The sequence below is a fragment of the Agrobacterium sp. NPDC090283 genome, from assembly GCF_044769685.1.
Taxonomy (GTDB): domain Bacteria; phylum Pseudomonadota; class Alphaproteobacteria; order Rhizobiales; family Rhizobiaceae; genus Agrobacterium.
In genome coordinates this window covers 54,244-76,189 of sequence record NZ_JBIVYG010000014.1, presented here as the reverse complement: position 1 = coordinate 76,189, position 21,946 = coordinate 54,244, and the positions used below count along the sequence as shown (strand labels likewise).

Sequence of the window (21,946 nt, the reverse complement as noted above, 5' to 3'; positions counted from 1 at the left end):
CTCATGGCAATCGTCGCAAGTAAGCATTGGAGCTGTTGCATGGCAATCTACAAGGGCGCATTGGCATTGCTGGGAAAGTCGGAAACCGACGCAGCGGTCGTGGATTACTTGAAGTCGCTGGGTGCGACGCTCCCGCTCACGCGGCCGCCACGCGGCGAGAAGGAAACGAACGTCGAGGTCCCCGGTCAACAGATTGAACTGCTCTTTACTCTCGGAAGCGAGTTGCCGAAAGGGACGCGCTTTGCGGAAGGGGAGTTGGTTCTGCGTACATTCTTCGTTCTTCCGGAGGAAGCAGGAAGACCGATCGATGGAACGCCTTTCGATCTCGATATGACCATGACCCGGGAGCAGGCGCGAGCAAAGTTTGGAGAGCCGGAATGGAGCAGCGGTGGTAGTTTGAAAAACGATCGCTGGGTGCTTGGAGACAAGCGGATGCTGCTAAGCTTCACCTCGGACGAACAGCGCATCCGACAAGTGTCAGTGTCGCAATTGTTCGAGTGAGCGGGTGGCCGCTTCATCCTCTGTCGGCCTGAAAGCGCTTAGGCCGCTCTCCACCCCAACTGGGACATTCAGCCCAAACAGCCGAGCGACTGATTTAGCGAAATTTGCGGCCCACATGAACGACCGCAATAGAGTTTGAGCAAGATGCCTTGCGAGCGTCTTCGCCTTGAAGAGGGATGTGAACCCACAACCTGAGCCTCTAGATTCTCTAAGCTATTGATAATTAGTTCACTTGATAGAAATTGAACGTCGGGCTCAGCATAAACCGCTAGGTGTACGATGAGCCAAGATGCTAATCTGTACCGAGGCGGCCCCCGAGGGTTTGCAAACATTGCGGGCAATAATGGCAGACACCGTAAATCACCACTTCATTCCGCAGTTCTACCTCAGGGGCTTCAGCGACGCGGCCGATAAGCGGAAGGCACAGGTCTTCGTGTTCGATCAGTCGACAAAGAAGTCGTTCCGGACGCTGGTCCGAAACATCGGTGCCCGTCGGAATTTCTTCCGCATCGAAGCAGAGGGATTCGATCCGAACCATGTCGAAGACGGCATGGCAGAGATAGAAGGCGAGATCGCCCCGCGACTGGCTGAAGTGATCGAGACGAAAAGCTTCCCGACGGACGCGCACTTCACATCCGTCATGCTCCTGATGGGGAACGTGGCCGTCCGCAACCCGCGCTTTCGGTCGATGCTGGAAGACCTCCACATCAAAATAGCTTCAGGCATGATGCGGACGTCGCTGCAGGACAAGGACCGATACCATGACTCGATACGGCAGGCTCGAGAAGGTGGTGCCCCGATCCGTGACGATATCAGCTATGAGGACATGAAGGCGTTCATAGATCGCGGGAACTACAAGATCGCGATCGATCAGACGTATCTTATTGGCTTGGAGCTCGATGCTGTGCCAACGGTTACTGAGCAGCTAGCTCGAAGAAGCTGGGCGTTTGCCTCGGCTCCAGCGGGATCGACTTTCACAACATGCGACGACCCCGTTGTCCTGGCATGGGCCGATGGAAAAGATCGGGGACCATACTCGCCGGGGTTCGGCCTGGAGGGCACGATCGTCATGTTCCCCATCTCGCCGGAACTCGCGCTCATCGGGCTATTCGTTCAACAACCGCAAAACCGCACATTCCGCCGGGATCAGGTCGCCGACATGAACACGAGCATGGCGAAGAATGCCACAAAGCAGCTCTATGCCAGGGACGGTGAATTCGAGCTCCACACTCGGACGGAGCCATACACCCGCGGTAAGGATCTCGCCGCAGTCCTGGGACGGCAGGCGAAGGCAACGGGTCAGAAAGATGGAAATGAAAGAACAGCTGAAATTCGGTGACGACATCGTCGGCGCTCTCGACAACTGGGGAGAGAAAGCGCTGGTCCCGGTCTCTATAATCGCTGGCAAGCATCTTGAGGTCTGCCAAGTGAACAGGGGGAAGTTCAAAGACAACGACATCAGGCTTACCGAGGCGCACGCGTTCGCCTGGAGCGCCCTGGGAAATCTCATATCAAGGAGCGCCGGCGCCAAGATCATGGAGGATCCGGACGTCAGTCAGCAGCTCAACCTGATCTCCCACTTTCTGCAGAGCATCAATCTCTGCGAAGTAGCGGTGGTGGAGGGCCTATATCTCCAAGCTGCTACCCTTCTGCGGCAGGAACATGAGATCATTTCCGCCGTCCAGGAACTCGGAGTAGGCAAACGGAAAGACGGGAAGACGCCGCACGCCACGATCGGCGTCCTGAAAAATATGGGTAAGGCGTATGGTGAGCTGAGCGGAGCGGCACACGTTTCTCAGTCAGTCCTTCTCCACAGCATCATCGAGATGGAGAAAGGCGAGCTCAGAGGCCCATCCGCCTTTCCCATCTACCATCGGGAACTGTCGAGGAATCTCTATGCGCTGCACGTTTGTTACATCGTCCTAATGGCGAGGATTGCCGGTGAGGTCAACGAGGGGATTGGCCTCAGCGGGCTCTCGGAAGACGAAGAGAAAATGGTGGTCCTAGCGATGTCTACGCTGCACGAAGAGGGCCTCATCGATATCGAAGAGGCCGCATTGGATAAACCGATCTCGGAGTCCGAGAAGGCTGGTTAAACCGCCTCGTCGAAGGTCACCACTTAGCCATCTAGGTCTACGGCCACCATAAGGCTTAGCGGCAGTCAAACGTGGCCGCCTAGCGCGAATAGGTCATCCGAAGTTCCGTGCTCCCCTGCCGCTGACTGGTTGACGGCTTTCCACCAAAGGACGGAGCAAGGTCGTATTCACCAGATCCGAATCCGGCATTGCGTAATTGCTCGACCAACTCAAAGGCTTCACGGATCGTGTCGGCATCACGTTCGGCCTTAGGGTTTGCTTTCATGTGAGCTTCGAACTTGTCCATCTCTTTCGTCCTTCACATTGCCACGAAGCGTTCGCGTGTCTGCAGCGCCACGGTGACCCCAATTCCGGTCATGTGATCCTGCAGCAGTCGATAGTACGAACGGACCTTCCTGTTCAACTCTGGATTCGCACCAAAGTTCTCGATCAAGAGATTTAAATCACCTTTCAGGACGTCCATTGACAACCCGCGTCCATGCGATCGCCAGCGCTTCGTATCGTTAAGCTTCTTCGCGATCTCTGATGCGCGTGCCTCGCGCATCTTGCCGGAAACTGACTTTCGATTGGTTTCCGTCACGGCCCAAGTCTTGAACTTGTACTGCACCAGCCACTTTTTCAGAAGATCTACCGAGTGATCACGAGCCTGCTCGAAGCGATGAATTTGAGCTGGATCAAACTTCTGAATAAGGAACGCGAGTTCTGCCGACGACAAGCTTCCTTTACTGGATCGCTTCATCAGCTCATCATATTTTTCCAGGTACCCCAAGGCCGGTACGAATTGGCCGTCGCGATTGCGCACCTGCGGATCGATCGGGCCCAGGATCGAATAGTAATCCATGTAGATATTGTCACCAGACATCACCAGGACGGTACCGGCCGACATAGCGAAGTTGGGGACCAGGAAATTCACTTCGCCAGGATAGTGGTAACGGAACACGTCCGCGATCCGCTCTGCCGTCTCAATCGATCCGCCATTGGTTTCGATGATGACAAGGAGCTTCTTGCGCTTATCCTGTATGTCTTCGATATAATCCCGGATCAGATCATCCATCGGCTGGCTGATCGGATGAATGCACGTGATGACATCACAGTCCAACTCATCTTCGATGGACTTCAAACGTCGGGTCAATTCGGACTCGACGTATTTTGTTGTATGCGTAAGCTCGTCGACTTCCACCACCGCCCCCGAATGGTTTTGATTCGACAATCATAAGATGAATTTCGGCTTTACGCTATAGTTGCGACAGCTGCAAAATGCTCAGCACCAATGTATTTTCCCATGGCGTAACCAGAAGTGCGAGCGGCAGCCATCCGCGACCCAAACCGACGGATGAAGAGACGGAAGGCCGTCTTTGTCCACCGAGAGGTCCCACCGTGGCTTCACATCCTTCAGCAGCATGACCTCCAACCTACGTCCACACCGGCAGGGGCAAGTCAGGCCGGCACTCCACAACTCGCCATCCTCACGCGCCACGTATAGATTTCGTGTTGCGAAATGCGCCGGAAGCTCGTCGCCTTCGATAAATTCGACCCTGCGCGGCCTCTCCGCAAAAAGACCGCGTATCCATGAGACCAGTTTCTGAAAGAATTTCATTTCACGCTCCGAGATCCGGCAGGCCGAGCAATGGCTCCCGCGCTCCTACCGCGACCTCCAAAATGCCGCCCCTCTGAAAATCGGTTTCCCCGAAATGGTCTTCGTCGCCATCCGCCAGGGCGAATATGCTTCGGGCCTGCTGCGAATTACGACCATGGCGGAACGGGAAGGCGCGCGCGACGAATTCAAGGACAGCGGCACTTGCGGCACGCATATTGAGAGCAATGACCGACGGCGCCTCCTCGACTGCTCCCTTTATGTAGCCATCATCCAGTTGTGATGCGTAGGTTTCCGGAGACACGCGGGCGAGATATTCGGCGCGCAAGGATGCGGCCGTGTAGACGCCACGATCACCCAACGTAGAGCCGGACGGTTGGATATAGTCAACCCTGCCAATAACCTCGGCGATGGCCGTATAGCCATCGGGACGCTTTCGGGTCGGTATTGAGACCCCCATATCAAAAAGCGGGATCATGAAGGCCTGAGCGATCCGATCTGCAATGTGTCGACCTTCCGATGAGTCGACGCAGGAGAAAATGACGTCAGCCTCAGCGGCTGCAAAGACCGCTTCGCGAGAGGCGATCGTCTGGCCGACAATGACAACCTCGATATCGGCGCGATAGCCGCGAATGGCTGCAGCAAACATGTCCACCTTGCGTGCGTTGCTGCTGGCATCCGACAATGTGGAATTCAGAATTCGATTGAGGTTCTTGCCTTCCACGCGATCATAGTCGATCAGGGTCATCTTCCCAAAGCCCATCCTGGCGAGTTGCTCCGCAACAATCGAGCCAGTGCCGGAAACACCAATGATGCAGGCATGTAGCTTGCCAAGCTCGCAGGTCATGTCGGCGCCAAACGCCATCGGCGCCTCGCTGCTTTCGCAACCGTTTCGCCAAAACCTCATCTCGTCGCCGACGACAGAAACAGTGTCGATTGCCCGGCACTGGTGCCGATCATCATAGATCCGTCCAATCACCTCTCCGTCCGGCATCATGATGGCAGAGCCGTGGCCGGCTCGCGGTGAAACGCCGCCCCACCCCGCAAAGATGGACGTAATAACCTCAGCATCGCTTTCGTTGTCGAGATCCGAAAACTGCCGAAAGCCGCCAGGATGGGAGTGCAGGAGAATAATCGATAAGCCATCATCCTCGGCGACATTGATCGCATCAGCGATGAACTGGCCGGGCCAAACAAGAAGATACGGGGATCTCCGGCACTGATCGTGGGGAACCAGTGTCAAATCAATGACCATCAGCTTACGATCGTTAAGGCCTGCATCGCGGCATAGAAGAACCGCCGCTGCCTCAAGACCGTCGCCAGGGAAGAGATGCGAATGTAGCTGCCGATGCTGCCCCCCTGTCATCGTCAGCAGTGTGCGCGGATGGATTGTCATACTTCGACCTCACGCAACAGGGCAGCCTCGACAAGAGCGAGATGGGTGATGACGTTGTCGAGGCCAGGCCGCCATGGTGCGATCGCACCGCGGTGACGGGACCAGCGCTGAAACCCCCTCCCCTCGATCGCTTCGGTTACTTGCGTCTGCGGTATGGCAACTCCGTCCTCTCGGCTCAGCTGCGGATAACAGTAAAACATGTCAAGTTCCGCGGTTGGATAGCTGCTGGGAATCTCGATCGCGACAGACGTCGATGCGACGGTATACCCGGCCGGCAATTCCATCCCGTGGAGCAACAGCCACCGTCTGGCGCCATCAACGATTGTTTCCCAATGGAATCCCCGTGCCGTCAGCCCCTCCTCGTCGACCGGCAGCAATCGAAACTGCCGGCGCGACTGAGGAAGTTCACCATTGTTGATCTCGCGCGGTGTCAGCCGGAGCTTCTCAATCCCGGGCGAGCGCAGGTCGATCGTGTCTTCGACGGTGACTTGGCGTTTTCCGTCGCGCGACTTGAGAACAATGATCCAGCCCTGGTCAGGGTTGAAGCCCGCCTTTGTCAGCGCATCGCGGACAACGACATCGGGCCTGTCGAACTTGATCGTTACGCCCTGAACGTTGAGCTCCCACTCCGCGTGGCGCGAATAGACGCTCTCGACGCCGACTTCAGCCAGCGATAGGCTTCCACCGACTTCGATGGGTCGATCGGGCTCGGCCTCATGACGCACATACAGAAGCTCGGTTTCCGGGATTTTTCCAAGGATCCGCAGCGCGGATTCTGAGATGCTGCGGTCCGGCCAACTCAATGAACGATCATCGAGGAACAGGCGATACAACCGGTCGGCTTTCGCTACGATGAACTTTGCCGCAACGTCGGAGTCGAGGCTGACGACCTCGTCAGATCGGACTTCCTCGATATCGCCCTCCGCCACCCACTGTAGGACGACATACTCGTCACGCGGTGAGACATCGCAATATCCCAAGATCTGGCGACCTGTTGGTGAGCGGTCAGCCACGCTTACCGGCCGGAATGCCAGATCGGTACCAGCTACCTCGATAAAGAGGCCTTTTGTTTTCGCTATCGTAAGTTCGGCGCTCATTTAGGCCTCCTATTTCAGATGTAGATTTCAATTGCATTCTTGCAATCACAATGCCAATATGACGAAAGAAAACGAAATTGCAAGAGTGAAATTCAATGTCGAAGTCAGAATTTAGAGGCGGTGCGTTTTATCAGGCCCTCGACAGCGCTCGCGCTTCACGGCAACTGAACTGGAAACAGGTTGCCGAACAGTCCGGTGTCAGCGCATCGACATTGACGCGCATGGCTCAAGGCAAACGCCCTGATGTCGACAGCCTGACTGCACTGGTTCGCTGGGCGGGGTTGAGTGCAGATACATTCGTTAGAGAACCATCAGAGATGGCATACGAAGCTGAACCCCTCTCCCAAATTACTGCTGTGCTTCAGTCTGACCCGAGTTTGCCTGATGATGGCCGTGATGCGATGATAGATATGATTACCGCCGCTTACACGCGGCTCCGAAAGAATAGCGATCGGAAGTAGGAACAGGAGCGGAAAATGAACGAAGCTGAAAGACAAGCGATCCGCGCCATGTTGAAGCGCCGGTCCGACGAAAAAACACAGACGCAGGAAATGGCAAGGCAATGGCTCATCGATGAGGGCCTCTACGATGGCGACGGCGAGCTAAAACCGCAGTATGGCGGCCAGCCCGAGAAGCGTGGCCAGAAGTGACGTCATTCCATACGAGCTTCGTACTCGGTTTCCATGGTTGTGATGGGCAAACAGCAGACGCTCTCTTGCAAGGTGGACCATTTCGGCAAAGCACCGAGGACTTTGACTGGCTTGGATCCGGCGCTTATTTCTGGGAAGGCGATCCTGGGAGAGCGTTGGAGTGGGCGCAAGAAAAAGTCAAACGTGGGTCGTATAAAAGTGCGGCCGTTGTCGGCGCAGTCATCGATCTTGGTAACTGTCTGGATCTTACGGTGCGTGAGAATCTTGATCTCCTCACCGATGCATATCGCAGCTTTGAAGCAGCGAGAGCGAAGGCGAAGTTGGCCCTTCCGGAGAATAAGGATATTCGCGGAGCCAAGGTCGGAGACAAGCTTCTAAGGTACCTCGACTGCGCCGTAATCAAGCACTTGCATGAAAACATCGAAGACGAAGTCCGGCACGCGCAAGCGACGGGTGCAGCACCCGCTATACTTCCCTTTGACACGGTACGGGGTCTCTTCGTCGAAGGAGACAACGTCTATCCCGGTGGCGGGTTCTATCAAAAAACCCACACGCAAATCGCCGTACGCTCAGAGTCGAGCATCATCGGCGTCTTTCGTCCCCGGAATCGCTAGGACGCTTCGGTGCAGCCCTTCCCTTTTTCAAGATTTCCGACAGCCGCAAAGCGAATGCGTCGGACACCTGGCGCACGATCTCGTCTGCGGTGTCGCCTTCAATATACGATCTCAGATCGTCATCGTCGGTACGCGGTTGGTTGATTGAGCGTCGGATTCGGTGATTGTCCATGAGTCAATTCCTCATCTGTTGCGCTTGGGATCATATCTGGGATTGAGGGCAATATCGAAGTAATGCTTACGGCGAACCCAGATAAAACCTTCGTTCTTGGTCAAGATTGCCACATCGATGGGGCCGCCAACCGTCTCAAGATCATTCGAGTAACGACGCTTGCGCGACGTAAGTTCCACCAACGAGTACGCGACCTCGCCGAGCTCCTTCTTGGAGAGGTGGTTTACGACCGAGAGAAGGTCGTCTGAGTTCTTCTTTTTCAGCCGATCCAGACCGTCGCGGAACTCCTCAGCGACTGCTGCCTTGATGAGGTCCGCCTTTCCGTTGCGAAATGCACGCTTGTTTTGGTCAACAATCTGACCGACCATGCTCAGACAAAGGCTTTCAAGCGCCGCCTCGAACTCCCCATCGATACCCTGCATGAACCTCTCAGGCATATCCTGTTGTGCAAACGGAACGATTGCCGCGGTTTCTCCCCTGCGATCGATATCGATCAGATTGGTGGCAAGGACGCGGAACTGGTTGAAGTAGACGCCATCGATCTCAACGGAACTGAGCGTTGGAAACAGCTCTTCGGTCCCAAAGCCGGTGAACACCAGCCCGGTGAACGCTGCAGACTTCTGGTTGGACTTGATGACGGCAAACATCATGTCGCACAGGGCAGTCTCGATGTCCGGCGAGATTTCGAGCTTGGTACCCTTGGCAACGTCAATCACCGCCGCGCCGTAAATCTCACGAAACTGCTCCGGTTTTACATCCGCCAGAAAGTCTTTAAGCGGCGATTGCTCTGCCTCCACTTTGCGAAGACCGCATTGCCTCACAATGAAGTCCTGGACGGATTCCCGGGGCTTCCGGCTGCGCTTCCCCATGGAAGAAAGCACGTAGGTCAGCACCTGTGACTTTATCTCCTTGACCTCGCGCAGAACCATCCCGCGAAAGTGGTCAAGTTCGTCCTCTTGGCCGCGCTTGAACGAAAGAAGGTACTTCTCGAATTCAGGCCATACCTGGACCAGGGATTTGAAGGTATTTGTCGTAAGCTTTTCACGATACTCTCTGATGATGACTTCGAGTGGCGTGTTCATAAACTGCGCGTTATTGTAGATCATTAGCGCGATCGGTTGATAACGCGAAAACTCGAAAATCTTTTCAGCAGAATCGTAGGTCTTGTGCCGACGTCCATCGCTCAGCGTGACAACGCTATCCGCGGCGAGCGCTACCGCGGTTCGATTCAGTATCGCAATCTCGGCAGTCATAGCTCAACGACACTGATGAGGTAGCTCATTTTCGACCCTTGGATTGCACGTGTCTTGACCATCGCGAATATCATGGGGACAGGCAAGCCTCGATTCGCCTGCACACAACCTTTTAAGCTCGCCATAGAGAATCTCTATAGTTCAAAGCCCGCACGAAGCTTACGCAACCTCCCAAACCTAATGGTGGGTCTGAATAAACGCGGTTACAGCAGTCGCCAATCACCACGGCGGCAAACTGGCGATGCCCACGCTGCGGTCGCACAATCATCACATCATCCCCCACGCCCGAAACCTCCCCCTCCCCGTCATCTCCCTCAGTCCCAGTTCCAAAACAATTCGCCGCGCCGCCTGCGGCGTGACGTCCAGCGTCTTCGCCACCATCCCGGCCGACACCAGCGGACGCGCCATCACCAGCTCGACCAACTCCGGCAGTTTCGAAGACGTTCGCCGCCCCTCCAACTTCCGGTCCATCAGTGTTTTCGCCAGCGCCAGCCGGTCATGTTCCTTCATGCCGATCTCGGCGGCCGCCAAAAGCCCATGCGCGATGGCCAGCATCCGGGTTTCCCGGTCGCGATGTCGGCGCCGGTCGACGGGAATGGTTTTGAGGCCGAGATTGATGGCCGCGAGCTGGGCGCCGGTGGTGATGCCCGCCTGACGCAAGATGGACGCACAAAACAGCCGGCCGAACCAGGGGGCGTGCTGCAGAACGGACAGCTCGTTCCAAGCGTCGAGGGCGATGATCGCCTGCAGCACCGCCGGCAGATTTTCGGCCTGGCGCAGCACGCCCCGCCATTCGTCGAGCCGTGCATCCTCGTCCCAGTCGAGATCGTAGATCATGGGGTCCTTCTCGGCTGCAGCGCGACCCCTGGTCCCGCTAGGCCGGGTTACGTTCTCGATCGCGGCCGACGATCGAGCCAGCGTCGCATCGATGGCAGCGAGGTCGACGCCGGGCAGATCTTTGGCGTCATCACCATCGTCCCCCTCCCCGTCCCTTTCGATCGGAACCGCGGTCCGGACCACCCCCGCTGGCTCGACCGAGTTGACGTCCGATGTCTGTCGTAACGTTCGGATACCCTCTGCGGATAGCGCCCAGGGGGGTGACTGCGCCGCAATGCGCCGGCGAGTGCGCAGCACGTCGCGGGCGATAGTCAGCTCGTGGGTCGGTGTGCGGATGTCGCGAAAAGCGTCATGGAGGACGAGGTCTTCGAGATGGACGAGCTCGCCGTCGATCCACAGCGAGGCACAGGCATCGACAAAGTTTTGGCGCTCAATCCAGCCGGCGCCGACCGGCGAGCGCGCAATCCGCTCATCGAGACGGGTGAGCGCGACACCGGCGTCAAAAGCCGGCCGCATCAGGGCTGTCATGTTGATTTTCGCAAGATCATAAGCCATTGAAATCATGGTAAATGATTTGCTAAAGAAACTCCATCTGAATATTAAAGTTCCTTACATGCTACGATCTTGGGTTGGATTATCTACCATCGATAAGTACCCCTTATCGATGGTTAATCGACAAAGCCAGCGAATCCAGCTAATCTGGGCCAAATAACGCTCCCTAAAGGCTCCCAAACATGGAAGATCGCGTCCATTTCGCCCTCGAAAAGCTGCTCAATGTCGCCCATCAGGATACCGGCCAAGGCCGTCGCGTCGCCAACTTCATTCTCGCCTGGTGGAATGCAGAAGTACATGGCGGCTTCGACCTGACCGATCTCGCCAATGTCGATCGCGAGGTTGCCGACGACATGGTGACGGTTTTCACCTTCCTCGCCCGTGAAGACGGGCTCATTTACCCTGACGCCTACAGGCCAGAGATCATTCAGATCATTCGCCGCTGGCGGCCACATGTCGAGATCGACTGATGGCGACCCCAAAAAAACCAGCGTCGCTGTCGCCGGTCGAACGCCGTGGCGTCGAACTCGATACCATCGCCTCGGTGCTACCGATCGAGCGTCGTGACGAACTCGCGGAATTGTTGACCGACCAGGATGTCGAGACGCTGCGGCACCTGGTCAACGAAGGCATGGGCGCGAACACACTTCGGGCCCTGACTTCCGATCTCACCTATCTCGAAGCCTGGGCTTTGGCCGCGACGAAAAGATCACTGCCCTGGCCCGCCCCCGAGGCGCTGCTTTTAAAGTTTGTCGCGCAGCATTTGTGGGATCCGCAGAAGCGGGTCGACGATCCCGATCATGGTATGCCGGCCGATGTCGATGACAACCTGCGCAGCCAGGGGTTTCTGAAAGCCGTCGGCCCGCACGCCCCGGATACGGTGCGCCGGCGGCTGGCCAGCTGGTCAACTCTGACGAAATGGCGCGGGCTTTCCGGTTCTTTCTCCTCCCCTGCCCTTAAACAGGCGATCCGGCTCGCCCTTCGGGCCACGCCACGGCCACGAAAACGAAAAAGCGCCAAGGCGGTGACATCAGATGTTTTGGCAGCTGCTGGCGACCTGTGCCTCAGAAAACCTGCGGGATCTGCGCGACCGGGCGATCCTGATGGTCGCCTTTGCGTCCGGCGGTCGCCGGCGCAGCGAGATGTCCGGGCTGCGGGTCGAACAGCTGGTTGTCGAGGCTCCGGTTGAAGTGGCCGACGGCCCTCCCCTCCCCTCTCTCGCCATTCATCTCGGTCGGACCAAAACCACGTCCGGTGAAGAGGACGATGTCGTTTATCTCACCGGCCGGCCGGTTGAGGCGCTGAATGCCTGGATGGCGGCGGCAAAAATCGACAAGGGCAGCGTGTTTCGGGGGATTGGGCGCTGGGGCACGGTGTCTAAACGAGCGCTTGATCCGCAATCGGTCAATGCCATTCTCAAGCAACGGGCAGAGACGGCTGGGTTGGACAGTGGGGAGTTTTCGGCGCATGGGTTGCGCTCAGGGTATTTGACCGAGGCTGCCAACCGGGGCATTCCCCTCCCCGAGGCGATGGAGCAATCACGCCACCGATCCGTTCAGCAAGCATCCAGCTATTATAACAGTGCTACACGCAGAAGCGGGCGAGCGGCCCGATTGTTGTAGGATCGGGTCTCACTGTCAGAATTGCCAGGGCGAGATCAATTCGAGCCCTGTTGTCTCGAAACCTTTGAGGTTTCGGGTCGCCAACCGGCCAACATTGATCCGCGCTATCGCCGCGATCATGCCGTCCGGAGCCGACACCCCTGCCGCGCAGCGTCTCCCATGATATCGCCATAGGCCAATGCTGCTTCTTCCGTGAAGGCAAACATCTTGTCGGAGAACCGGCGACGCCAGCTCACAAGTCCCTCTTCCAGGCGATCTGCGCGCTGATCCGGCCTGATCTTTTGAATACCAAAAATGATCTCAGCAACTGCAACCGTCGGCAATGCCAATTCGGCGTCGTGACGAACCAGCCATGCTATAACCGCAGAATCGAGAGCTTTCTTCAAAGTCTCCGACATCACATTCGTGTCGAGAAAAATCAAAGCTCGACGCCTTTGTGAGCGCGTCTGCTTTCATCGATGATACTGTCGAAATCGATATCCGTACCCGACTGCGATGAAAGACGGCTATAGAATTTCGCAGCGGGTTCACGTCCCGCCTCACGAGCCTCGTAGGTTTCGAGCGCGCGCTCGACAATATCGGCAATCGTGCGATTTTCTCGGCGGGCAAGCTTGTGGGCAAGGTCGCGCGCTTTGGAACTGCGGACAGATAGTTGCGGTGTTACCATTGAATACTCCTTCGTCTGAATCCAATCGAACTTAAATTGAGACAGCCATCAAGATGGCATATGCCATCTTGATGGCTTTCAGGCGTTTCTGATATTTAGCCCTGCGTTTTTGCCATCATGCATGTTCGTTGCGCCTGAAGACCAACACAAACGCCACACTTTAAGCAATTTCTACCAAAGACGGCCACCAGAACGCATTTCATGCTGGCTATCTGATGGCATCCATCGACCGTCGCATTTCGAGCCTGACGACGTTGTATTCCGATCATGGGCCCCGCTTGCAACTGTTCATTTTCTCGCGCATTCCTTATCTGTACAAAGCACCTGAAAACGCGTGAGAAAACCATGGTAAAACGGCCAGGCGAAAATCCATCGTCAGCACCCAGACGGCTTATCGGCTATGACGCGTCTCGACCGACGATCAGGTCCATGACGCTCAGATGGACGAGTTGCGCGCCGCCGGCTGCGAGTGGATTTTTCAGGAGCACGGATCCGGCGCGTCACGTGCCCGGCCAGATGGGGGAGCGGCCCGCGCGCGGTGGACGCAAATGGCAACCGTCGTCAGTCCGCCACCTGCTGGATGAGGCGCAACGGCTCGGCTTTATCCGCCACTGAGCACGAAATGCAGAGGTCGTCGTTTTACGCGACCTGTTCGGTGGGAGCGGCTCCCAGCGTTGCTAGATAAGGTCACAGGCGATCGATCTGTCGGCCTCCGAATTCTTTCCAAAACTCTACGAATGCCCGGAGCTTGGGCAGCATCTGTTTCCTGCTCGGAAAGTAGATAAACAAGCCGGGGCTTTCAGGCATCAAGCCTTCCACGCATGGCTCCAGCAACCCCTGCCGGACGAGGGGCTCGACGACCGACGCAATGTTGTAAGTGAGACCGACGCCGATATGCATGTCGCCAGCCGGTTGACTGTCAGCGGGCCTTTGCCATCCATGGAAAAACTTAGCGGATCCCCTTGTCCGGATCGCTCCTTGAACATCCAGCGGTAGACCGCCCCCCGAACAGCCGGACGTTGACGCAGGCGTGCTCACTGAGCTGTTCCGGACGTAGCGGTTTACCTCTGTGGGCGGAAATACGCCGGAGATCCTAGGACAGTCAGCGGCGAAGGTTCAGTGAGCCTTACAGCCACCATGTCTTGCGCGATCACTTCGCCGATGCGGATGCCAGCGTCGTATCCCTCAGCGACGATATCGACAAAGCGGTCTTCAAACACCAGCTCCAGCTCGATACCGGGATACGCGGAAGAAGGTAATCTCGGGTTTTCCGCTGTTCGCAGAGTCGCTCCAAGGCGTTAGCCCGCCCTTCCCTTCTCGGCATCATCGGTCGCCTCCATCGTCGCGATGAGCAGGTCGGCGTGACGGACCTTAAAAAGTGTGTCGGCGGCGCACGCGACAGGTGCCAGGCCGCCGGAGCAAATCAGCTCGGCCAATCCATCCCGATATTCGAACCGGAAGTCGTATCGCGTGAAACACTTCATGCAGGAGAAGCGCAGGCAAACTCGGTGGATGGGGCAAGCCACGGTCTCGGAGCGCGACCAGCGTCTGCGAACGTATTGATCGCGGCCGCCTTGCCGATCGCCCTCCAGGCAGACGGGACAAATGCCGCGCGATCTGAACTGTCCGACATTGCCAAGTGGGGCGGCGTGCCTGGAAAGTGCAAGCGCCTCGACCACGGCAGGTCGGATTCTACAAGCGCGGCTACATGTATTTCATCGTGACCTTGAATAAGTCCCTTCAGTCGACGGCATGTTCATTTCTTGATACCAGTGGGTGCGGTCTTCACTGCTTGGCTTGGAAGTCACCTCTGGAAAACCTTGTCAGCTGACAAGGTTTTCAAAGCGCTGAGTCGCCCTTGTTAGCCTCCAAAGCCAACGGAGTTGCACCGAGAGAACCCGGGCGAATTAGGAATCAATTGGCACGCCGCACCAAAAACCTTGTCAGCTGACAAGGTTTGCAAAAGTGAAACATTCGCTTGGAACGCAGCTCAGGTGGAGCAGGAATGCCGAAGAGCCCAATATTGCCTTGCGAAAAACACCGCTTGGCATAGCTCGGCCACAAAAGAGAGCCGACATACTTTCGCAGGGACGGGGGAGGGGCCACTGACCGGCATGATAGTACGCTGCCAAAAGAGCCACTTCCCAAGTGCCGGCATGTCTACGATGTGGACGAACAACGGGCTCAATTTTGGCACTCCACCAAGGTGAATCTCTTCGGTCGAGCGCGAACCAGAACGGCGGTATCAGCCGCCGCAAACCAAGGCGGCATAACCGCGAGCCCCCGGCAACGCCAGAAAAGCCGTTGCGGGATGACGAGGTTCGCCGCGACTGTGGAACTCTTCAAACTCGCCCGGTGTCATTTTATTTCGCCGTAAACGGGAAATGCGCCGGGAACGTCCGAAGCGCCAGTTCTTTAACAACGCGCAACTGCAAGATAGCCGGAAGTGACTTACCCGTCAGTGATACCACCGCGTGGTCAATACCGGAGAAGGCGAGGGGCCTGCAACGGTATGCCTCTCTCGTGAGGCCTACAGAAGCTTTCAACACGCCGCCAGAATACACTTGTCTGCACGGCGCACCAAAAGATTACTATTCCGTCTGCGGTGACGAGGAGATCGAATCCCTTTCCAAACCGGTTGCCCCTGATGGCTGGTGCGTCTTCGACAGTATCGACCCAAGGGCCGCACGTTGGTCCTGCGATGATTGAGGACGTCGCGGCCATGCCACAAACGGAAGCCACGTGGAAATCCAAGGGCCAGGGGCGACGGTTAATGTCAAATGGCCTGCGTGGAAGCGCGTTCAACGACCTCGGTTTTTAGAACCACCTTGCGGGCGGCCCGATCTTCGCCATTTAATCGCTCAACTAAGAGCTTGGCCGCTGTCGCTCCCAGTTCGTAGACGGGTTGCCGCACGACAGTAACCGGGGGGGTGGTTACAGATGTCCAGTCCGCGTCATGGAACGACACCAGAGATAGATCACCCGGAATATTTAATCTCAATTCACGATGTGCCTTGAACACTTCAAGACCGATTATACTGTCCGATGCAATGATCGCCGTCGGACGGTGTCCCGACTGGAACATTTCGATAATGATCCGGTGCGTGCGTTCCGGTGTAACGGCCCCAACCTTCACCCAGTCCTCCATACCGATAAGGCCAGCCTCACGGCAGACACCAAGATACCCTTCGATGCGGCGCCGCACCGAACCGGTGCTGATGTCCCGCGGCGTATGGAAGCGATGATCCGGTGTGTCACAGGCGGTAAGATAGGCGATGCGGCGGTGGCCAAGTGTGATCAACTGGCGGGTAATACTCTCCGCCGCATTCTGGTCGTCGGCGATGACAGTGTCTACGTCCAGCGCCTCGCCGCAACGGTCGAGTAACGCGAGTGGCAAGCCGGACCGGATGGCTTCCCTGAGGTGATCGACATCGTTCTCCTTGGCAGGGGAGACAATCAAGCCATCGACGCGTTTGGCAAGCAATGTACGAATCGCGGCCTTCTCCGCCGTCGCGTCCTCGCCCGAATTGATGAGAATGACGGTAAAGCCCGCCTGCCGGGCGATATCCGTGATGCCGCGTACCGCGAGGCTGAAGAAGGGGTTCTCGATATCCCCCACTACGACGCCGATTGTGCCGGAGCGGCCCGTCGTCATGCTGCGGGCAAGCTCATTGGGGCGATAATCAAGGGAACTTGCGGCAGCTGTGACAGCCTCGCGCACCCTGTCGCTGACAGTTCCGTAGCCGCCCAGCACGCGTGCAGCCGTTGCCTTCGAGACGCCGGCCCTGCGTGCGACGTCAGCCACGGTGACGGAAGGGGTTTTAGAGAGGCTTTTATCCATAAACGGTAGCCTTACAAGAGAACTTGACGAGTGGCAAATGCGAAGATAACAATTGCCAATAATCAAAGAGACCGGTCTCTTTATTATTGAGACCGGTCTCAATAACAGAAAAAGACTTCCGACATGCGAACTGCATGGGCCGGGCAGGCGACGTCGTGTCGCTTTCCGGATGGGACCTGTGCGCCTTGAATACATCGCAGACAACGACACCAGAGGAGACGAAACCAATGCGATTTACCGAAGCCTTCACTTCCCCCTTTACCAAAATCCGCGCCACCGCCATCGCGGTCACGCTCGGTGTCCTCGCAGGCGCAACGACCCCGGCGCTTGCCGACAATCCACTTGGCCTCATTGATCCCACCACCATCAGTGTCGGAACGATGGGTGACGCCAAGCCCTATGCCTTTACCACTGCCGACGGTAACTTTACCGGTTTCGACATCGAGCTTTTCCTCAACGTTGCCGGACGCCTCGGCTTCAAGAAGGAGCAGGTTGTCTTCACCGGTCAGGAATTCTCGGCGCTGATGCCGTCGGTCGCCAACGGCCGCTTCGATGTTGCGGCCGCCGCAATTGGCACGACGGCCAAGCGCAAGGAAACCGTTGATTTCTCCGATGGTTATCTTGCAGGTTTCCTCAGCGTGCTGACTTCGGAGCCTGGCATCACCGATGCAGCAGGCCTCAAGGGCAAGCGTCTCGGCGTCGTGCAGGGCACGCTGCAGGAAATCTATGCAGAGAAGAACTTTGCTGGCACCGATCTCGTCAAGTTCCCGGACAACAACTCAGCCGTTTCTGCGCTCAACAACGGCACGGTCGACGCCCATTTCCTCGATTTCGAGGCGGCAAAGGACTATTCCGCCCGTTACCCGGCGCTGAAGGTCGCGGTCAATATTCCGAGCTTCGATGCGCCTGCCGGCTTCGTCATCCGCAAGGGGAACGATGCATTGCGCGAGGCGCTCGACAAGGGCCTGAAAGAGGCCATGCAGGACGGCACCTGGAAGAAGCTTCATGAAAAATGGTTCCCCGGCACACCGATGCCGGCGGCATATCTTCCCAAGCAGTGATGCCGCCTTCCGGTCCGGCCTTCACCGGTCGGGCCGGCCTTTCTTTCAAGGGATATCCTGATGAACTGGCTTGAAAACCTGCGCCGCAGCTTCCTCGACTGGAACGCCATGGCCGAAGTGCTGCCGACCATGATCACGGTTGGCCTGAAGAATACGCTGATCCTGGCTGCGACCTCGACGGTGCTTGGCGTCGCCATCGGCATGATGCTCGCCATCATGGGCATTTCCCGCTCGCCATGGCTGCGTATTCCCGCGCGTCTTTATACCGATATTTTTCGCGGCCTGCCGGCCATCGTCACAATCCTCCTGATCGGCCAGGGCTTTGCCCGCATCGGCCGCGAACTCTTCGGTCCGTCGCCTTATCCGCTCGGTATTCTGGCACTCAGCCTGATCGCCGGTGCCTATATCGGTGAAATTTTCCGGTCCGGTATTCAGAGTGTCGACCGCGGCCAGATGGAGGCCTGCCGGGCACTCTCGATGAGCTACGGTCAGGGCATGCGCCTTATCGTTGTACCGCAGGGCGTGCGCCGCGTGCTGCCGGCCCTCGTCAACCAGTTCATCGGCAACGTCAAGGATTCGAGCCTTGTCTATTTCCTCGGGCTTCTGGCCTCCGAGCGCGAGATTTTCCGTGTGGGACAGGACCAGGCGGTGGTGACGGGCAATCTTTCACCGCTGCTGCTTGCGGGCGTATTTTATCTCATCGTCACCGTACCGCTCACCCATGTCGTCAACGCGATCGACAATCGCCTGCGGATCGGCAAGCAGCGCCCCTCCGTCATCACCAGTGGGTTGGAAGAGGTCAGTGAACTCGACGGTGCAGCCCGCGCGTCCGGTGTCGCCTTCAAGGGTGGCAGCCTCGATGTGCGCCGTCTCGGCATGGCGTATGGCGATCTCGATGTGCTGAAGGGTGTCGACCTTTCGGTAAAGCCGGGCAGCGTAACCTGCATCATCGGCCCGTCCGGTTCAGGCAAATCCACCCTGTTGCGCGGACTTAACCGTCTGGTCGAGCCGAAGAGCGGCGATATTCTCATTGATGGTGAAAGCATTCTGGCCATGAAACCGGAAACGCTGCGCCGCCGGGTCGGTATGGTCTTCCAGCATTTCAATCTCTTTCCGGATCACACGGCGCTGGAAAACGTCATGCTGTCGCTGACGAAGATCAAGGGCCTGCCGGCAGCCGAGGCCGAGCGCATCGCCAAGGCAAGACTTGCCGATGTTGGTCTTGCTAGCCGTCAGCATCACCGTCCGGGGGGTCTTTCCGGTGGGCAGCAGCAGCGCGTCGCCATTGCCCGTGCGCTTGCCATGGAGCCGGAAGTTATCCTCTTCGATGAAGTGACGAGTGCGCTCGATCCGGAATTGGTCAAAGGCGTGCTCAACCTGATGGCCGAACTCGGCACGCGCGGCATGACCATGGTCGTCGTCACGCATGAAATGGGATTTGCCCGCCGCGTCGCCGATCAGGTCGTCTTCATGGACGAGGGGCGCGTGGTGGAAGCCGGTACGCCAGAGGCGATATTCGATAACCCGCAAAGCCCGCGCCTCCAGCGCTTCCTTGCGGAAGTGCTCTGAGCGTCGGGAGGAGAAAAAGATGACACGAACGATACGATGGGGCGTCCTCGGTTGCGCAGGCATTGCCGCCAAAGCGGTCATTCCCGCCATCCAGTCAAGCCGTCTGGGGCGCGTTGTGGCAATTGCCTCGCGTGATGCCGCCAAGGCAAAGGAGATGGCGGCCCGCTTCGGCATCGCCAAATCCTATGGCAGCTACGAGGATTTGCTTGCCGATCCGGAAATAGATGCAATCTACAATCCTTTGCCCAATCATCTGCATGTGTCCATGACGATCAAGGCGCTGGAGCAGGGCAAACCCGTGCTCTGCGAGAAACCGATCGCCCTTGATGCCGTGCAGGCGAGGGAACTGGCGGCCGCACAGAAGGCAGCGGGCCTGCCGGCCGCCGAAGCCTTCATGGTTCGCCACCATCCGCAATGGAAGAAAGCACGTGCGTTGATCGCCGAAGGGCGCCTCGGCGAGGTTAGGGTCATCCAGACGATCTTTTCCTATTATCTCGATGACCCTGGGAACGTGCGCAACCAGGCCGATATTGGCGGCGGTGGTTTGTTCGACGTTGGTTGTTATGCCATCAACACGGCGCGTTTCCTGTTCGATGCGGAACCGCTGCGGGCAATCGCGCTCATGGAGCGTGATCCCGTCTTCGGCACGGACCGGCTGACGAGCGGGCTGCTAGCGTTTCCGGAGGGAAAGCAGCTTGCCTTCACCTGTTCCACGCAACTGTCCCTCACGCAGAAGGTGACGGTGCTTGGAACGCGCGGACGTCTGGAAATTCCCATTCCTTTCAATGCGCCCGCCGATGAGCCGACTGTCCTCATCTTCGACGATGGCCGTGATCTGGCCGGCGGCGGACGCGAGGAGATCATGATCGGGCCGGTCGATCAGTATCGCGAACAGGCCGATGCATTCGCTGAGGCGGTTCTTTCCGGAAAGCCACTCGTGACGGGGCTTGGCGACGCGATCGCAAACATGAAGGCGATCGACGCCCTTTTCCGCTCCGCCGCCAGCGGCCGCTGGGAAGAGCCCTGACTGCTTCACACCATCCTTATGACAATTGATTGAAAGCCAACCCCATGACCGACAACACCATCTCTTCGGCCGTCATCATCGGTGCCGGTATCTTCGGCATTTCTACCGGCGTGCAGCTCGCGCGACGCGGCATCAAGGTCACGATCCTCAATGACGGCCCGCCCGCCAACGGTGCCTCCGGCCGCTCGCTTTCCTGGCTGAACTCGGCGCGCATGCGCTCTGAACCCTATCATCGGCTGCGCATGGCCGGCATCGACCGTTATCGCACGCTCGCGGCTCAGAACCCCGATGCGGAATGGCTTCGCTTCGATGGTGGGCTGACTTGGGATGCGGATGACGAGCGCAACGAGATCGACGCGGCCTATCGCCACGAGGTTTCGCTTGCCTATGACGCGCAGCGGCTTTCCGCAGCCGAAGTCGCTGGCGTCGTGCCCGGTCTCGACGCAGGTGCAATCACTCCCCAGGGTGCTATCTTCAATCCCGGCGAAGGTTGGGTCGATCTGCCGACGCTGATCGGGGTGCTTCTTGAGGAGTTTTTCGCGCTCGGAGGCGTTCTGGTAACGGACCAGGGTGCCGCGCGGGTCATGCTCGAGGGTGGTCGTGCTGTTGGTGCGGAAACTGCAAAGGGTCACCTCCATCGGGCGGATGCTGTCGTGCTCGCGACAGGCCCGGCCGTGCCCAAGATGGCTGCGGAAAGCGGACAGACCATCGGTGACGGGACACCGATCGCGCTTCTCGTGCAAACCAAGCCGCTGGCCCATCCCCTGCGCGCTGTCCTCAATACACCGCGCGTCGCTGTTCGCCCCGCGCCGGGTGGCTCCTTCTCGCTGGATGCCGACTGGGCGGCCGATGAGGGTGTGACAGTGCGTGCGGACGGCACCTATGAGATCGATGACAGCATTGTTGCCGAGCTTCTGGTGGAGGCTGCCAAGGTGATGGAAGGCAATCCGCAACTCGAAGTCGCTTCGATCGGTGTTGGTGGGAAACCAATCCCGGGCGACGGCGAGCCGGTGATTGGAGCCATCAAGGCCATTCCCGGCTATTACGTCGCCTTCAGCCACAGTGGCGCAACGCTTGGTCTTATCACCGGCGAGCTGCTGGCCTATGAGATTGCAACGGGAGTGGAACATCCGATGTTGGCGACCTTCCGTCCCGAGCGTTTCGCGGGCTAGAACCATTTTAGGAAGATTTCCGGAGGACGAGCCTGCCGAACTAACGGCGGGCTTATTTTGCGGCATACACCAATTATCGACCGGACGTGGATTGATCTTGTTCCGTTCACCAGTTCGGTGAAGTGAACGGGACGGGTCGATGAAGGGCAGGGCGGGTGGTGATAACTGGCATGGCCGTCTTCCTGACGTGAGCAGTTAAACGCCTCACCACCTTGACTACGGTTC

22 protein-coding genes and 3 pseudogenes are annotated in these 21,946 nt (G+C 57.7%); 13 read left to right on the top strand and 12 right to left on the bottom strand.

Features of this window, described 5'->3' with window-relative positions; genetic code table 11:
• Positions 1-39 precede the first annotated feature (39 nt).
• The 3 genes from ACIQUH_RS19285 to ACIQUH_RS19275 all read left to right on the top strand — a co-directional run bounded on the left by ACIQUH_RS19285 (position 40) and on the right by ACIQUH_RS19275 (position 2,597).
• Positions 40-501 carry a hypothetical protein gene (locus ACIQUH_RS19285; protein ID WP_400817876.1) on the top strand — a complete coding sequence of 154 codons (462 nt, stop codon included), beginning with the start codon at positions 40-42 and terminating at the stop codon, positions 499-501.
• 343 nt (positions 502-844) lie between these two features.
• Entirely contained in the window at positions 845-1,840 is a 996-nt protein-coding gene (locus ACIQUH_RS19280) for a DUF4238 domain-containing protein (RefSeq protein ID WP_400817874.1), read from the top strand.
• A complete protein-coding gene (locus ACIQUH_RS19275; RefSeq protein WP_400817872.1) occupies positions 1,815-2,597 on the top strand; it encodes a hypothetical protein in 783 nt (260 codons plus the stop codon). Before ACIQUH_RS19280 ends, ACIQUH_RS19275 begins: the two co-directional genes overlap by 26 nt.
• Before the next feature lie 79 nt (positions 2,598-2,676).
• Here ACIQUH_RS19275 and ACIQUH_RS19270 read toward each other — a convergent pair whose 3' ends face one another.
• The 5 genes from ACIQUH_RS19270 to ACIQUH_RS19250 form a co-directional block, all read right to left on the bottom strand.
• Positions 2,677-2,883: a hypothetical protein gene (locus tag ACIQUH_RS19270; protein ID WP_112974504.1), complete on the bottom strand. Its 207-nt coding sequence runs from the start codon at positions 2,881-2,883 to the stop codon at positions 2,677-2,679.
• A 12-nt stretch (positions 2,884-2,895) separates the two neighbouring features.
• On the bottom strand, positions 2,896-3,777 hold the full coding sequence (locus tag ACIQUH_RS19265) for an SDH family Clp fold serine proteinase (RefSeq protein ID WP_162725512.1): 882 nt from the start codon (positions 3,775-3,777) through the stop codon (positions 2,896-2,898).
• Between the two features lie 81 nt (positions 3,778-3,858).
• A complete protein-coding gene (locus tag ACIQUH_RS19260; RefSeq protein ID WP_112974502.1) occupies positions 3,859-4,194 on the bottom strand; it encodes a DUF6527 family protein in 336 nt (111 codons plus the stop codon).
• A gap of 1 nt (position 4,195) precedes the next feature.
• Positions 4,196-5,587, bottom strand: coding sequence for a ThiF family adenylyltransferase (locus ACIQUH_RS19255; protein WP_400817869.1), 1,392 nt, complete (start codon positions 5,585-5,587; stop codon positions 4,196-4,198).
• Positions 5,584-6,684 carry a multiubiquitin domain-containing protein gene (locus ACIQUH_RS19250; protein ID WP_400817867.1) on the bottom strand — a complete coding sequence of 367 codons (1,101 nt, stop codon included), beginning with the start codon at positions 6,682-6,684 and terminating at the stop codon, positions 5,584-5,586. Before ACIQUH_RS19250 ends, ACIQUH_RS19255 begins: the two co-directional genes overlap by 4 nt.
• 95 nt (positions 6,685-6,779) lie before the next feature.
• Here ACIQUH_RS19250 and ACIQUH_RS19245 point away from each other — a divergent pair, with 95 nt between their 5' ends.
• Genes ACIQUH_RS19245 through ACIQUH_RS19235 form a run of 3 tightly spaced genes read left to right on the top strand, consistent with a single transcriptional unit; the run spans position 6,780 to position 7,948 of the window.
• On the top strand, positions 6,780-7,145 hold the full coding sequence (locus ACIQUH_RS19245; protein WP_112974499.1) for a helix-turn-helix domain-containing protein: 366 nt from the start codon (positions 6,780-6,782) through the stop codon (positions 7,143-7,145).
• 15 nt (positions 7,146-7,160) lie between these two features.
• Positions 7,161-7,334 carry a hypothetical protein gene (locus tag ACIQUH_RS19240; RefSeq protein ID WP_400817865.1) on the top strand — a complete coding sequence of 58 codons (174 nt, stop codon included), beginning with the start codon at positions 7,161-7,163 and terminating at the stop codon, positions 7,332-7,334.
• Positions 7,331-7,948, top strand: coding sequence for a hypothetical protein (locus ACIQUH_RS19235; protein WP_400817863.1), 618 nt, complete (start codon positions 7,331-7,333; stop codon positions 7,946-7,948). Before ACIQUH_RS19240 ends, ACIQUH_RS19235 begins: the two co-directional genes overlap by 4 nt.
• 183 nt (positions 7,949-8,131) lie before the next feature.
• Here the strand turns inward: ACIQUH_RS19235 and ACIQUH_RS19230 are convergent, their stop codons facing one another.
• Together ACIQUH_RS19230 and ACIQUH_RS19225 are read right to left on the bottom strand one after the other, a co-directional pair.
• Complete coding sequence (locus ACIQUH_RS19230; RefSeq protein ID WP_400817861.1) at positions 8,132-9,373, bottom strand: hypothetical protein; 1,242 nt, start codon at positions 9,371-9,373, stop codon at positions 8,132-8,134.
• 267 nt (positions 9,374-9,640) lie between these two features.
• The gene (locus tag ACIQUH_RS19225) at positions 9,641-10,765 is read right to left on the bottom strand and encodes an RHE_PE00001 family protein (RefSeq protein WP_400817859.1); all 1,125 of its coding nucleotides are present in this window, start codon (positions 10,763-10,765) and stop codon (positions 9,641-9,643) included.
• A 179-nt stretch (positions 10,766-10,944) separates the two neighbouring features.
• Between ACIQUH_RS19225 and ACIQUH_RS19220 the strand changes: the two genes are divergently transcribed.
• A complete protein-coding gene (locus ACIQUH_RS19220) occupies positions 10,945-11,232 on the top strand; it encodes a hypothetical protein (RefSeq protein WP_174033839.1) in 288 nt (95 codons plus the stop codon).
• A pseudogene (locus ACIQUH_RS19215) lies at positions 11,232-12,384 on the top strand (site-specific integrase). The gene ACIQUH_RS19220 and the pseudogene ACIQUH_RS19215 overlap by 1 nt, the downstream one beginning before the upstream one ends.
• Positions 12,385-12,399: 15 nt before the next feature.
• On the opposite strand, the pseudogene ACIQUH_RS19210 reads toward ACIQUH_RS19215, so the two are convergent.
• Together ACIQUH_RS19210 and ACIQUH_RS19205 are read right to left on the bottom strand one after the other, a co-directional pair.
• Positions 12,400-12,806 (bottom strand): annotated as a pseudogene (locus ACIQUH_RS19210) (PIN domain-containing protein).
• Positions 12,803-13,051 carry a type II toxin-antitoxin system VapB family antitoxin gene (locus tag ACIQUH_RS19205; RefSeq protein ID WP_174033835.1) on the bottom strand — a complete coding sequence of 83 codons (249 nt, stop codon included), beginning with the start codon at positions 13,049-13,051 and terminating at the stop codon, positions 12,803-12,805. Before ACIQUH_RS19205 ends, ACIQUH_RS19210 begins: the two are co-directional and overlap by 4 nt.
• A gap of 345 nt (positions 13,052-13,396) precedes the next feature.
• Here ACIQUH_RS19205 and ACIQUH_RS19200 point away from each other — a divergent pair.
• Positions 13,397-13,566 (top strand): annotated as a pseudogene (locus tag ACIQUH_RS19200) (recombinase family protein); the annotation flags it as partial.
• Positions 13,567-13,738: 172 nt separating this feature from the next.
• Here the strand turns inward: ACIQUH_RS19200 and ACIQUH_RS19195 are convergent.
• The 3 genes from ACIQUH_RS19195 to ACIQUH_RS19185 form a co-directional block, all read right to left on the bottom strand.
• On the bottom strand, positions 13,739-13,951 hold the full coding sequence (locus tag ACIQUH_RS19195) for a hypothetical protein (protein ID WP_236771554.1): 213 nt from the start codon (positions 13,949-13,951) through the stop codon (positions 13,739-13,741).
• 398 nt (positions 13,952-14,349) lie between these two features.
• Entirely contained in the window at positions 14,350-14,730 is a 381-nt protein-coding gene (locus tag ACIQUH_RS19190; protein WP_174033833.1) for a TniQ family protein, read from the bottom strand.
• A gap of 1,097 nt (positions 14,731-15,827) precedes the next feature.
• The gene (locus ACIQUH_RS19185; protein ID WP_174033831.1) at positions 15,828-16,892 is read right to left on the bottom strand and encodes a LacI family DNA-binding transcriptional regulator; all 1,065 of its coding nucleotides are present in this window, start codon (positions 16,890-16,892) and stop codon (positions 15,828-15,830) included.
• Positions 16,893-17,119: 227 nt separating this feature from the next.
• On the opposite strand from ACIQUH_RS19185, the gene ACIQUH_RS19180 reads away from it, so the two are divergent.
• The 4 genes from ACIQUH_RS19180 to ACIQUH_RS19165 are packed head-to-tail and all read left to right on the top strand — an operon-like array spanning position 17,120 to position 21,721.
• Positions 17,120-17,953: an ABC transporter substrate-binding protein gene (locus ACIQUH_RS19180; protein WP_400817855.1), complete on the top strand. Its 834-nt coding sequence runs from the start codon at positions 17,120-17,122 to the stop codon at positions 17,951-17,953.
• A gap of 60 nt (positions 17,954-18,013) precedes the next feature.
• Entirely contained in the window at positions 18,014-19,522 is a 1,509-nt protein-coding gene (locus tag ACIQUH_RS19175; RefSeq protein ID WP_174033827.1) for an amino acid ABC transporter permease/ATP-binding protein, read from the top strand.
• A gap of 19 nt (positions 19,523-19,541) precedes the next feature.
• On the top strand, positions 19,542-20,549 hold the full coding sequence (locus ACIQUH_RS19170) for a Gfo/Idh/MocA family protein (RefSeq protein ID WP_400817853.1): 1,008 nt from the start codon (positions 19,542-19,544) through the stop codon (positions 20,547-20,549).
• A gap of 44 nt (positions 20,550-20,593) precedes the next feature.
• Positions 20,594-21,721 (top strand): FAD-binding oxidoreductase, encoded by a 1,128-nt coding sequence (locus tag ACIQUH_RS19165; RefSeq protein WP_174033823.1) that lies wholly within the window; start codon positions 20,594-20,596, stop codon positions 21,719-21,721.
• Positions 21,722-21,946 lie beyond the last annotated feature (225 nt).

Coding starts and splice junctions, on each gene's coding strand:
- ACIQUH_RS19185 (WP_174033831.1), bottom strand. CDS start 16,892: ATGGATAAAAGCCTCTCTAAAACCCCTTCCGTCACCGTGGCTGACGTC.
- ACIQUH_RS19165 (WP_174033823.1), top strand. CDS start 20,594: ATGACCGACAACACCATCTCTTCGGCCGTCATCATCGGTGCCGGTATC.
- ACIQUH_RS19245 (WP_112974499.1), top strand. CDS start 6,780: ATGTCGAAGTCAGAATTTAGAGGCGGTGCGTTTTATCAGGCCCTCGAC.
- ACIQUH_RS19205 (WP_174033835.1), bottom strand. CDS start 13,051: ATGGTAACACCGCAACTATCTGTCCGCAGTTCCAAAGCGCGCGACCTT.
- ACIQUH_RS19230 (WP_400817861.1), bottom strand. CDS start 9,373: ATGACTGCCGAGATTGCGATACTGAATCGAACCGCGGTAGCGCTCGCC.
- ACIQUH_RS19225 (WP_400817859.1), bottom strand. CDS start 10,765: ATGGCTTATGATCTTGCGAAAATCAACATGACAGCCCTGATGCGGCCG.
- ACIQUH_RS19270 (WP_112974504.1), bottom strand. CDS start 2,883: ATGGACAAGTTCGAAGCTCACATGAAAGCAAACCCTAAGGCCGAACGT.
- ACIQUH_RS19250 (WP_400817867.1), bottom strand. CDS start 6,684: ATGAGCGCCGAACTTACGATAGCGAAAACAAAAGGCCTCTTTATCGAG.
- ACIQUH_RS19240 (WP_400817865.1), top strand. CDS start 7,161: ATGAACGAAGCTGAAAGACAAGCGATCCGCGCCATGTTGAAGCGCCGG.
- ACIQUH_RS19180 (WP_400817855.1), top strand. CDS start 17,120: ATGCGATTTACCGAAGCCTTCACTTCCCCCTTTACCAAAATCCGCGCC.
- ACIQUH_RS19285 (WP_400817876.1), top strand. CDS start 40: ATGGCAATCTACAAGGGCGCATTGGCATTGCTGGGAAAGTCGGAAACC.
- ACIQUH_RS19175 (WP_174033827.1), top strand. CDS start 18,014: ATGAACTGGCTTGAAAACCTGCGCCGCAGCTTCCTCGACTGGAACGCC.
- ACIQUH_RS19195 (WP_236771554.1), bottom strand. CDS start 13,951: ATGCATATCGGCGTCGGTCTCACTTACAACATTGCGTCGGTCGTCGAG.
- ACIQUH_RS19280 (WP_400817874.1), top strand. CDS start 845: ATGGCAGACACCGTAAATCACCACTTCATTCCGCAGTTCTACCTCAGG.
- ACIQUH_RS19275 (WP_400817872.1), top strand. CDS start 1,815: ATGAAAGAACAGCTGAAATTCGGTGACGACATCGTCGGCGCTCTCGAC.
- ACIQUH_RS19170 (WP_400817853.1), top strand. CDS start 19,542: ATGACACGAACGATACGATGGGGCGTCCTCGGTTGCGCAGGCATTGCC.
- ACIQUH_RS19220 (WP_174033839.1), top strand. CDS start 10,945: ATGGAAGATCGCGTCCATTTCGCCCTCGAAAAGCTGCTCAATGTCGCC.
- ACIQUH_RS19260 (WP_112974502.1), bottom strand. CDS start 4,194: ATGAAATTCTTTCAGAAACTGGTCTCATGGATACGCGGTCTTTTTGCG.
- ACIQUH_RS19255 (WP_400817869.1), bottom strand. CDS start 5,587: ATGACAATCCATCCGCGCACACTGCTGACGATGACAGGGGGGCAGCAT.